Genomic DNA, 12,132 nt, shown 5'->3' on the forward strand with positions numbered 1-12,132 from the left:
AGTAACTTTTAATATTTTTCATAACTCTATTAGAGGTAATAACAGAGATGGTAAACAGTATGAAAAGAGTATAAAAGATGTTTTAACTAAGTTGTTAAATCTAAAAAAAACACTTCAAAATAAACCAAATGATGTATTGGCAAATTATGAATATGCAACAGGAATTTATAATCTTAGTTATTTTGGAAATTCTGCAAAACTAACAACTATTTATAAAAGTAGTTATAACTTTAAAAGTTTACAGCTTGAAAAAAGAAGAATTCAAACATCAATCAAACATTATAAAAAGGCTTTAGAAAATGCAAAAGAACAAGAGTTTAAAGCAAAAGTTATATATGCCTTAGCTAAAAATGAATTGGCTTTATATGACTTGAAAAATAGTAGAAAAGAGAATTATAATGAAGTTTATAACTCTTATGTATTTGATAGGCTTTACTATTTTAGTAAAGAGGATTATAAAAAATATGTAGTAGAGGGATATGGTGAATTTTTTAAAAAACTTCAAGAGGAGTACTTTAATACAAACTACTATAAAGAGTTAATAAAAGAGTGTTATAATTTGAACTATTTTCAAAAACTTGTAAAAGATGTATCTTTAGATGATGAGTTTAAAAATATAAATAGAATAAAATTATTAAAAGATTTAGAAAAAGAGATACAATTAAAATCAAGAAGAGAACTAAAAAATTATGATTTAATATATTTTTGGAAACTAATTAATAATATACCTATTAATAATAAAACAGTTACTTTATATAATAATATTGCTTACTATTTACAAGAAAAAAGAAAAAATGATGAAGCAATATATTTACTTAATAAAGTTATAGAATCTTATCCTAAAAGAGTAGTTGCTTATTATAATTTAGGAGATGCTTATTGGGATAGTTATAATAAATTTAAAGCAAAAAAAGCTTATAAAAAGTATGTATATTTAATGAAAAAATTAAATAAAACAAATAAAATCCCACAAAAAATAGAACAAAGACTAAAATAGTAGGTTTTTTCTACCATTTTGTCTTTTCTTTTGCTTGTTCATCTTTTTTTAGAAAGATTTCAATCTCTTTTTTTTCTAATTGTCTTAGCCATTTTTTCTCTTCTCTGTTTGAAATTTCATTTTCATTTATTTTTGATATTTGAGATTTTTTTTCTTTATTCTTTATGTTATTTTTTGCATTTTTTTGTTCATTTTTAATTTCTTTATTTTCTTTGTTCTTTTTCTTTTCTTTGCTTTCTTTTTTTTCTTTATTTTTAGAATTTTTTAAAGAAGTGTTTTTTTCATCCTTTTTATTTTTGGCACTTTGATTTTGTTTAGAATTTTGTTTATTATTTTTTTCATTATCATTATTTTTGCTATTTTTATTATCACTATTTTTAGAATCTTGTTTTTTTTGTTTATTTAAGGCTTCTTTTACAATTTCTAAATTTTGTTTTGTTTGTTTATCCTGTTTTATTTTAAGAGCTTTTTCATAGCTTCTAAGGGCATCTTCTAATTTATTTAACTTTGTATAACTATTTCCCATATTATGAAGTTTTTTAAACTCTAAGTTATCATCTGAAGTTACCACTTTTCTATAGTTTTCTAATGCTTGTTTAAATTTATTTTGCTTATAAAGTGAGTTTGCTAGATTATAGTAAGCTTGAGGAGTTTTTGCAACTTTTTTAAACTCTTTTTCTGCAATTTTATAATCTTTTTTTTCATATGCATCTTGTGCTTTAGTAATTGTTTTAAAATCAGTAATTGATGCTTTTATATCATAAGGTAAAATTAAAAGTAAGATAAAAGGTAAATACCTACTTTTTTTAGGAAGCGATGAAAAAGCAATAAGTAAGATAATTAATGCTAAACCTAAAGGATAATAGAATAATTCAGTATAAACTTTAAATTTTTTTGATGAACTATTTTGTTTAGTTGAGTTTTTTTCTATGGTTTTCATAATACTATTAACATCATAATTATCAATAGTATAATTTATGTATGCGCCCCCTGTAGATAGACTAAGTTTTTTAATATTTTCATTTAATGCAACAGTTACTATATTACCATTTTCATCACTTAAAAATTCATCATTATTCAATTTTATAGGAGTTCTTTGTTTTGTAGCTGTTGAAATAGTATATATATTTAAATTTGATTCATTTGCTAAATTTATCTCTTCTTCAAAACTATTTTTATCTGTTCCATCAGTTAAAATTACTAAGTTTTTAGTTGGTACTGTTTTTAAAAGTTTAGTAGCACTTTTTATAGCTACTTGTAAATTTGAACCATTATCAAAAGTATATTTTTCATCTATTCTTGAAACAATTTGTTTTAATGAATCTATATCTTTAGTTAAAGGTGATAAAATAAATGAAGAGTTTGAAAAAAGTATTATAGATACAGCTTTATCTTTTGATAAATTCAATAGTGTTAAAAGTTTATTTTTTGCAAGGGTTAGTCTATTTGGTTTTATATCATTTGCAAGCATAGATTTTGATACATCTAAAGCAATTGTATAAGAGATTAATTCTTGTTTAATTTTTTGTTCTTTTGGTTCGATTACAGGTCTTCCTAAAGCAATAAGCATTAAAATTACAGCAATAAATAGCAAAATATTTCTAGTATTTTGATTCATGAATTTTGTGTTTACTGTAAGCTTGTTAATGGCTTCTTTTGTAAAGAACTTTTCTATGCTTTTTTTATTTGTTGTGATAAAAAAAGCTAGTAAAATTGTAGGAATTAACATAAAAAATAGTACATTTGGGTATAAAAATTGCAACTTTTTACTCCTTTTTGGAAAACTAATTTTATTAAAGCTTTAGTAATAGTTAGATAAAATCGCACAAAATTATATTTTCGGAGTAGATTTAATGGAATTTAACGTACAAAAAGTTGATGAAGCTAATGCAGTAGTAACTGCAACAGTATCAAAAGACTTAATTGAAAAAAATTTAGACAAGGTAGCTAAACAAGCTGCTAAGACACTTGATATTCAAGGTTTTAGAAAAGGTAAAGTTCCTGTGTCTATTGTAAAGCAAAGATATGCTGATAAGTTACAACAAGATGCTGAAAGTGATGCATTAAGAGATATTTTAACAAAATCTTTAGAAGAGTTAAATATTAAAAATGAAGATTTAGTAGGTGAGCCATCAGTAACTAAATTTGATAAAAAAGATGACGGTGATATTGATGTTGAAATTAAAATTGCTTGTAAACCAGAAGTTGATTTAGGTGATTATAAAGCATTAATCCCTGAAGTTGAAGATAAAGATATTGATGAAAAAGAGATTGCTGAAAGATTAGATGAAATGGCTAAATCTTCTGCACCTTTACAAAAAATCAAAAGAAAAAGAATGGTAAGAGATGGTGATTTTGCTGTTATTGATTTTGAAGGATTTGTTGATGGTGTTGCTTTTGAAGGTGGTAAGGCTGAAAAATATCCATTAGAGATTGGTTCAGGTTCTTTTATTCCTGGATTTGAAGAGCAAATTGTTGGTATGAAGTATGAAGAGCAAAAAGATGTAACTGTTACTTTCCCAGCAGAATATCAATCAGAGGAATTAGCTGGTAAAGAAGCTGTATTCAAAGTAACTTTACATGAAATTCAAGAAAAAGTTCCAGCAGAAATTGATGATGAGTTTGCTAAAAAAATGTTACCAAATGAAGAAGAAGCAACTGTTGATACTTTAAAAGAGAAAATTAAAGAGCAACTTAAAAATGCTGAGATGAGTAAATATTACAGAGAAGAGCTAAAACCTGCATATTTAGATAAATTAGTTGAAGAGTTAAACTTTGCATTACCAACTTCTGTAATAGATCAAGAGATTAATTTTGCTTTAAATAACAAAGTTAGAACAATGACAGAAGATGAAATAAAAGCATTACAAGAAGATGCATCAAAAGTTGAATCTATGAGAGATGAACTAAGAGAAGATGCAGAAAAATCAGTAAAAGCTACATTTATTGTTGATGCTTTAGCAAAAGCTGAAGGTGTAGATGTATCTGACCAAGAAGTAACACAAGTTATTTATTATGAAGCAATGCAAATGGGTCAAAACCCACAAGATGTATTAAAACAATATCAAGAAGCTGGATACCTACCAGCTATTAAAATGTCTATGATTGAAGATAAAGTAATTACTAAATTATTAGACGAAAAATTAGGAAAATAATTTACATAGGATAAAAGATGAGTTATATACCATACGTAGTTGAAAAGAGTGGAAGAGGTGAAAGAAGTTATGATATTTATTCAAGACTTCTAAAAGATAGAATTATTATGCTAAGTGGTGAAATTAATGACCAAGTAGCGTCAACTGTGGTTGCACAACTACTGTTTTTAGAAGCTGAAGATCCAGAAAAAGATATTTATCTTTATATCAACTCTCCAGGAGGAGTTATTACAAGTGGTATGTCAATCTATGATACTATGAATTATGTAAAGCCTGATGTTTGTACTATTTGTGTAGGTCAGGCTGCTTCTATGGGAGCATTTTTATTATCATCTGGAACAAAAGGTAAAAGATACTCTTTACCAAATTCTAGAATTATGATTCACCAACCACTTGGTGGAGCTCAAGGGCAAGCTACGGATATTCAAATTCAAGCTAAAGAGATTCAAAGAATGAAAGATAGCTTAAATAAGATTATCTCAGAACAAACAGGACAACCTCTTGAAGTTATTGAAAAAGATACTGATAGAGATAACTTTATGAGTGCTGAAGAAGCTTGCACATATGGTTTAGTTGATAAAGTAATAACAAGTCATAAATAAGAATAAAAACAATGATTAGAGAAGTTATAACGTATCCAAATAAGCTACTTCGAACAAAATCAAAAGATGTGAAGGTCTTCGATGAAGAACTTCATACTCTTTTAGATGATATGTATGAGACAATGATTTCAGAAAATGGAGTTGGACTTGCTGCTATTCAAGTTGCAGTTCCATTAAATGTTTTGATAATTAGTCTTCCAGATGAGAATGACATTCAAAACAAAGAGGATTTAATTGAGGCTGTAAATCCTGTTATTGTTGAAAAAGATGGTGTACAAGTTAATATAGAAGGGTGCTTAAGTGTGCCAGGGTTCAGTGAAGAAGTAAAAAGAGCTCAACATATTGTTGTAGAGTACTTTGATAGATATGGAGAAAAACATAAAGTTGAAGCACAAGATTTTGTAGCAGTTGCATGGCAACATGAAATGGAACACTTAACTGGGCATCTATTTATTGAAAATTTATCTATTACTAAAAGAAAAAAGTTTGAAAAAGAGTGGAAGAAAAAGCTAAAAGCTAAAAAATAGTTTTTAGCTTTTTACTTATTAAATAGATTATAAAGCATTGTAACTAACAATGCATTTGACATTAACCAAATACTCCAAAAGAAAATTTTCTCAAAAGTTGTAAAAAATATCTCCTTAAATCTCAATGGTGAAGAGATATAAGCTAAGATTACATAAACAATCGTTGCAATTGTTAGTGCAGATTTAAAAGGTGCTGTAAGAAGTATCATAGTAAAAGAAAAAAATGGAATTATTAAACTTAATGCAAAAAATTTCCCATATTTTTTTCTATTTTTGTTACCTTCAAAATAACTAACTGTATGACCACAGTTTGGACAAATCGTTCCTATTCTTGAAAGAATCTCATAATCACAATCTGGACACTTAATTAAAGGCATAATTATTTCCTAGTTTTTTGTTTAAAATATTACTCTTTAAATATTTTAATAAAATAAAAAAAAGAATTAATTAAAAAACTTCAACTAATATCTTTTTTTATTTTAGTTGTTGTAAGATTGAGATAAGTTTAGAAGATACATTTATTAACTCATTTGTTGCACTTAGTGTTTCTTTTGCTTTTTCTCCACTATTTTGAGCACTATTTGATACACTATTCATTGAGTTTGTTACTTCATTTACACCTTGGCTTGCTTCTTGTGCAATATTTGCAAGATCTTTTGATATATTTTCTTGTTTAGACATTGAGCTTGAGATATTAGTTGACATTGAAGTTATTTCTTCAATTGTACCATCTATATTACTTATTGATTCTAAAGAGTTTTTTACAAGAGTTTGTATTAATTCAACTGCTTGTGTAATCTCTTTTGCTGCATCATCAGATCTATTTGCAAGGTTTCTTACTTCTTGTGCAACTACTGCAAATCCTTTTCCAGCTTCACCTGCTGTTGCTGCTTCAACTGCTGCATTTAAACTTAAAATATTTGTTTGAAAAGCAATTTGAGTTATAAGAGTAATTGTTTCTCCAATTTTTTCAGACTCTTCATTTAGTTTCATCATAGCATTTGTTGTCTCTTTTGATTGTTCTTGTGCAATTTTTGTAATCTCTTCTGCTTTTGAAGAAGTAATTGATATTTCTTTAATTGAATTTAACATAGTTTGTATCTTTGAAGATACATCATTAACTGCTTCATTTATTTGAGTAATAGATACTGAGATTTCTTGTGAGCCATCTTTTGTGATTTGAGCACCTTTAGACATAGAATCAGCTGCACTTGATAGATTGTTTAGTGAGGCTGTAAGTTTTTGTACATTTTCATCTATATCAAAAATAAGATTTTTCCTTCTAGTTATATCTGTGGCATATTTTACAACTTTAAATGGTTTATTATCAACATCTAATATTGGATTATATGTTGCTTGAATCCAAACTTTTTTATTATTTTTACCTAGTCTTAAATAGATTCCAGAATCATATTGTCCACTATTTAATTTAGCCCAAAAATCTTTATAATCTTTTGAGTTTTTATATGATTCTTCACAAAAAATACTATGGTGTTTTCCTTGAATTTCACTAAGTTTATAACCTAAAGTATTTAAAAAGTTTTCATTTGCATTTAATATAACTCCTTGCATATTAAACTCAATTACCGCTTGTGATTTACTAATTGCTTCTACTTGACCAGTATAGTCTAATGTTTTAATTTTCCTTTGTGTTATATCTTGTGCAAATTTTACAACTTCATAGACTTCTTGGTTTTTATTTTTTATTGGAGTATAAGAAGCTTGGATATAAATAGCTTCATTATTTTTCTTAAATCTTTTAAATTCTGAAGTTTTTGTTTCCCCTTCATTTAAACTTTTCCAAAAAGTTTTATACTCATTACTATTGCAATAGTTTTTATCGCAAAAAATACTATGATGTTTTCCTTGGATTTCATCAAGTTTATATCCCAATGTATCTAAAAAATTCTTATTAGCATCTATTATAGTTCCATCAGGTTTAAAACGAATTATTGCATAATTTTCTTCTAAAGCTTTTAATTTTGCTTTATTCTCTTTTGATGTAAATAGTGTCATGATAATTTGACCTTTTTCATTTAATATAAGGCAAATCATATTAAATATTAATAAAAATAGAGTATATAAATAAAAATACATAATAAAAATTATAAATTATTAATTTAAACATACATATTTATAACACTTTTTTTTAAATTGATTTGAAATTTATACTAAAATTAAATATAATAATATAAAAAATTATTTATAGGTTGATTATGAAGATTATTAACTCTGCAACTTTACAAACAATTGAAGCAAAAAGTGTTGATGTAGAAGCATCTTTTACAAATGGCTTACCATCATTTACTATTGTAGGATTAGCATCTAATATAATTCAAGAGTCAAGAGATAGGGTTAAATCAGCACTTTTATCAAATGAGTTTAAATTTCCAGCAAAAAAAATAACAATAAACTTATCTCCTTCAGAGATACAAAAAAGTGGAACACACTTTGATTTAGCAATAGCTTTATTGATTGCTTTATATGACACAAAAGTTGAATTTGAAGATTTTTATGTTTTTGGAGAATTAAGCTTAGATGGTAAAATAAAAGATAGTAGCAATATTTTTCCTATTGTTTTATCTTTAACAAAACAAAAACTTATAAAAAATGTTCTTGTTTGTAAAGAGAGTGCAAAAAAGCTCTCTAAAATACCAAACATAAATATCTATTGTGTAGATAATTTAGATATGGCTATGCAGTTTTTTAAACTAAACAATAAATTAAAGTTTAAATTTGAAAGTGAAGATTTTAATTATAAAAAGTTAATAGTCGATAATATTTCTTATTTTTTTGTAGATAGTTATGAATTGGATTTCAATGAAGTAAAAGGACAAAAATATGCAATACAAGCTGCTTTAATTGCCGCAGCAGGAAATCACAATATACTATTTGAAGGAAGTGCGGGTTGTGGTAAGAGTATGATTAGTAAAAGAATGAAATACATAATGCCTCCAATGAGTTTAGAAGAGATTTTAGAGCAAGCAAAACTACAATCTATTGAGATGAAACCAATAGATTTTACCCCTTTAAGAGTTTTTCGTTCTCCTCATCATAGTTCCACTAAATCTTCTATCTTTGGTGGAGGTAGTGGAAATAGTGCTAAAATAGGAGAGATTGCACTTTCTAATAATGGAATACTCTTTTTTGATGAATTGCCTCACTTTACAAAAAGTAGTTTAGAAGCATTAAGAGAGCCTTTACAAGATTATAAAGTTTTGATTAGTAGAGTAAATTCAAAAGTAGTTTATGATACAAAGTTTTTATTTATAAGTGCTATGAATCCTTGCCCTTGTGGGAATTTACTTTCAACTAATAAAGATTGTAGATGTAGTGATTTAGAGATTCAACGATATAAAAATAGACTATCTGAACCGCTACTTGATAGAATTGATTTATATGTAGTTATGTCTGAACCTAAAATAGAACAAAGTAGTTATTTTAATTCAAAAGATTTACACTTAAAAGTAATAAAAGCTTTTAAAAAACAGAAGCAAAGAGGTCAAAAAGATTTAAATGGCAAACTAAGTGATAAAGATATAAAAAATTACTGTATTTTAGATAATAGTTCAAAAGTTTTGTTAGATAAAGCTATTGAAACTTATAAATTATCTTTTAGAAGTATTAATAAAGTATTAAAAGTTGCAAGAACAATAGCAGATTTAAATGAAAATATAAATATTACAAAAGATGATTTAATGCAGGCATTAAGTTATAGAAAAAGGCAATAGTATATTTAAAGGCTTTAATAACAAAAATGGTATTATACGCTATTAATAAATAAGCTTTTAAAGCTTAAGGAGAATCAATGACAAAATGTGGTTATGTATCTGTAGTTGGAAGACCAAATGCAGGTAAAAGCTCACTACTTAATTGGCTTGTTGGTGAAAAACTAGCAATGGTTTCACATAAAGCAAATGCCACAAGAAAAAGATCAAATATTATTGTTATGCACGAAGAAAATCAAATAATATTTGTTGATACACCAGGACTTCATGAAACTGAAAAGTTATTAAATCAATTTATGCTAGATGAAGCATTAAAAGCAATGGGTGATTGTGATTTAATACTTTTTTTAGCTCCTGTTACAGATAAATTAACTCATTATGAAAGCTTTTTAGAAAAAAATAAAAAGAGTGTTAAACATCTTTTATTACTTACAAAAATAGATAATGTAAGTAATGATGAAGTATTAGAAAAAATGAATGAGTATGAAAAATACAGCAATAAGTATGAAGCTATTATTCCTGTTTCTATAAAAAAAGCAACTACGCACGCAGATATATTAGATGAGGTAACAAAACATTTACCACAACATCCTTATCTTTTTGATCCAGAGATTATGACAACTGAAACATTAAGAGATATATTTAAAGAGTTTATTAGAGAATCAATTTTTGAAAATATTTCTGATGAAATTCCATATGAAACTGATGTTCTTATTGAAAAAGTTCAAGAAAAAGACCATATTGATGTTGTAAAAGCAACAATTATTGTTCAAAAAAGTACACAAAAGGGTATGATAATTGGAAAAGGTGCAACAGCTATCAAAAGAATAGGTAAGGATGCAAGACATAAAATAGAGAAATTAACAGGTAAAAAATGCTATTTAGAACTTTTTGTATCAATTAGAAAAGGTTGGACTAAAAATAAAAAAGGTTTAAAAGAGCTTGGTTATGATGTAACTTTATAAAAATGTAAAAATTTATGGTAAAAACTCTCTTTTTATTAGTAATTTAAATAAAACTTATTTTATAATTTATTGTTTATTAGTTTGGTGTATCTAATTTATTAGAGACTTTGTTTTACATTTGTAAAGCGTTAATGATTGTGTAAATTAAGAGGAGAACAGTGCAATTATCAATTATTTATGAGTTAAGAGCAAATAACGTAGAAGAAGAGCATATTGATTTGATTATGCAAAGAGTTAAAAATAGACTCTCTGAAAAAAATATTGATGAAGAGCTTCAAAAGCTAGGTTATCCAAAAATCTTTACTGTTGATTATGATGAATATAACGATGAATATGGTTATGACGACGATGAAGATTATTAAAATTAATACCTTCGGGTATTAATTTTATAAACTATAATCAATAGCTTTTTTTTGGATATTATCAAGTCCATATATATCATCTCTTATTTGTAAATTACCTTTTTCATCTATCCATGCAGTTAAATATACAATATGTATTGGAATAGAGTTTTTTAAAGTGATTTTTTGCTTATTTTTAGATTGGATTGTCTTTAATGCACTTTTTATTTCTTCTTTATTATTTTCAATTTCGTAAATATTTTTTAATAACACAATAGGTTTTTCAACTCTTATGCAACCATGAGAAAATGCTCTTTTGTTATAATTAAAAAAGTTTTTTTTAGGTGTATCGTGAAGATATATGGCATGGGCATTAGGAAAAGAGAATTTAATTTTTCCTAAAGGATTTTTTTCATTTGGCTGTTGAATAAATCTAAAGGGCAAATCCATATTGTTATTTAAGTAGTATGACCAATCTATATATTTGCTATCATATGTAAAAGAGTCTTCTTCCCAATTTTCATGTAGATTAATACCCATTTTTTCTAAATATTTTTTGTCTTTTTCAAGCTTTGGCAAAATATCTTTTTTAACAATAGACTTTGGTATTCTCCAGTAAGGATTTAAAACAATATTTGAGATTCTATTACTAAAAATTGAAGTAGGAAAGTTTTTCTCTCCTACTACTACACTCATACTTAATTTTAGATTCTTATTTTCATAAAGTTTTAACTTAAACTCAGGAATATTTACTATAAAAAACTCATCTCCCAATGTTTTAGGAAGCCATTTTAATCTTTGTATATTTAATCTTATTTTTTCGATTTTATCTTCTAAAGATAGATTTAAGTACCTATAAGTATTTTTACCAACTTCACCATCAACTTTTAATCCATATCTTTTTTGGAATTTTTTTATAATATTTTCTAATTTTTTATCAAAAACTCTTAAATTATTTGTATCTAATGAATTTTTAAACCCTTCTTGATAGAGTCTAATTCTTAAGTTTTCAACTGCTTGATTATTATGATTAAGTTTTAAAATAGTAGATGAGTCAAGTTTTAAAAACTTAATACCTTTTTCTTTCATCTCTTCGAGTTTTTTAAGTTCATAGACAAGTTGCATAGAGTTAGGAAAAGTTAGTTTATAAATTTCTTTAAATCTTTCAAAACTATTAGTTTTACTAAGATAATTTAAAAGTTTAACTTTACTATTTTTTAGTGGATACTTTTGCCATGTGATTTTTTGATTTTGTTTTTTTATTAAAGAATCAAATCTATTTATATTAATAATGCTCTTATTTAAAAAACTTGCATATTTTTCAAAAAGTAGTGTAAGTTCAATCTCAATTTGAGTAAATTGTTGTGTTTTTAGAATAGAGTAAATTTTATTCATATTAAAAATTCTATTTTTATAAGGTTTAAGAAGTATATCTTTTTCTATACTATTTATTAAAGAGTAAGCAATTGGCTTTATTTTGGACTCTTTACTAATCCAATAATAATTGTAGTTATTGAATTTATAATACTCTTGTAAAATAGTTTTATTACTACTATTTATTAGTTTTATTTCATCTTTTAAACTATTTGAATAAAGATATGAAAAAAATGATAATATTATAATTAAAAACTTTTTCATTAATCAACTTTCTTACTTGGTAAAATAATTTTTATCATAACTATACTTATAAATGAGTTTATTAACAATTATTAATTAACAAATAACAACTACAATAATTCAAAAAAAACAATTAAAATATGAAAAATTAGTGGAGTTATAAAGTATGAAAAAAGCAATATTACTTCTTAATATGGGTG

At 25.4% G+C, this 12,132-nt stretch carries 10 protein-coding genes and 1 pseudogene; 7 read left to right on the forward strand and 4 right to left on the reverse strand.

What is annotated here, in order from left to right; all coding sequences use genetic code 11:
- Positions 1 to 997, forward strand: a pseudogene (locus tag CP960_RS13790) (hypothetical protein); the annotation flags it as partial.
- A 10-nt stretch (positions 998 to 1,007) separates the two neighbouring features.
- Here the strand turns inward: CP960_RS13790 and CP960_RS11955 are convergent.
- Positions 1,008 to 2,759 (reverse strand): VWA domain-containing protein, encoded by a 1,752-nt coding sequence (locus CP960_RS11955; protein ID WP_101185716.1) that lies wholly within the window; start codon positions 2,757 to 2,759, stop codon positions 1,008 to 1,010.
- A gap of 91 nt (positions 2,760 to 2,850) precedes the next feature.
- Between CP960_RS11955 and tig the strand changes: the two genes are divergently transcribed.
- Genes tig through def form a run of 3 tightly spaced genes read left to right on the forward strand, consistent with a single transcriptional unit; the run spans position 2,851 to position 5,281 of the window.
- Positions 2,851 to 4,152, forward strand: a complete 1,302-nt coding sequence (tig, locus tag CP960_RS11960; protein ID WP_101185717.1) for a trigger factor — start codon at positions 2,851 to 2,853, stop codon at positions 4,150 to 4,152.
- A gap of 17 nt (positions 4,153 to 4,169) precedes the next feature.
- Positions 4,170 to 4,754 carry an ATP-dependent Clp endopeptidase proteolytic subunit ClpP gene (clpP, locus tag CP960_RS11965; protein ID WP_101185718.1) on the forward strand — a complete coding sequence of 195 codons (585 nt, stop codon included), beginning with the start codon at positions 4,170 to 4,172 and terminating at the stop codon, positions 4,752 to 4,754.
- Positions 4,755 to 4,765: 11 nt separating this feature from the next.
- Positions 4,766 to 5,281 (forward strand): peptide deformylase, encoded by a 516-nt coding sequence (def, locus tag CP960_RS11970; protein WP_101185719.1) that lies wholly within the window; start codon positions 4,766 to 4,768, stop codon positions 5,279 to 5,281.
- An 11-nt stretch (positions 5,282 to 5,292) separates the two neighbouring features.
- On the opposite strand, the gene CP960_RS11975 is transcribed toward def, so the two are convergent.
- Both CP960_RS11975 and CP960_RS11980 read right to left on the reverse strand, forming a co-directional pair.
- Positions 5,293 to 5,658 (reverse strand): hypothetical protein, encoded by a 366-nt coding sequence (locus CP960_RS11975; protein ID WP_191321641.1) that lies wholly within the window; start codon positions 5,656 to 5,658, stop codon positions 5,293 to 5,295.
- Between the two features lie 97 nt (positions 5,659 to 5,755).
- On the reverse strand, positions 5,756 to 7,297 hold the full coding sequence (locus tag CP960_RS11980; RefSeq protein WP_101185721.1) for a methyl-accepting chemotaxis protein: 1,542 nt from the start codon (positions 7,295 to 7,297) through the stop codon (positions 5,756 to 5,758).
- A 200-nt stretch (positions 7,298 to 7,497) separates the two neighbouring features.
- On the opposite strand from CP960_RS11980, the gene CP960_RS11985 reads away from it, so the two are divergent.
- From CP960_RS11985 to CP960_RS11995, 3 genes are all read left to right on the forward strand, one after another.
- Positions 7,498 to 9,012: a YifB family Mg chelatase-like AAA ATPase gene (locus CP960_RS11985; protein WP_101185722.1), complete on the forward strand. Its 1,515-nt coding sequence runs from the start codon at positions 7,498 to 7,500 to the stop codon at positions 9,010 to 9,012.
- Between the two features lie 77 nt (positions 9,013 to 9,089).
- Complete coding sequence (gene era, locus CP960_RS11990; protein ID WP_101185723.1) at positions 9,090 to 9,974, forward strand: GTPase Era; 885 nt, start codon at positions 9,090 to 9,092, stop codon at positions 9,972 to 9,974.
- Between the two features lie 158 nt (positions 9,975 to 10,132).
- Positions 10,133 to 10,336 (forward strand): hypothetical protein, encoded by a 204-nt coding sequence (locus CP960_RS11995; RefSeq protein WP_101185724.1) that lies wholly within the window; start codon positions 10,133 to 10,135, stop codon positions 10,334 to 10,336.
- A 24-nt stretch (positions 10,337 to 10,360) separates the two neighbouring features.
- Here the strand turns inward: CP960_RS11995 and CP960_RS12000 are convergent, their stop codons facing one another.
- Entirely contained in the window at positions 10,361 to 11,953 is a 1,593-nt protein-coding gene (locus CP960_RS12000; RefSeq protein WP_101185725.1) for a L,D-transpeptidase family protein, read from the reverse strand.
- Between the last annotated feature and the right edge of the window lie 179 nt (positions 11,954 to 12,132).

It is taken from the genome of Malaciobacter halophilus, from assembly GCF_002837275.1.
GTDB lineage: Bacteria > Campylobacterota > Campylobacteria > Campylobacterales > Arcobacteraceae > Malaciobacter > Malaciobacter halophilus.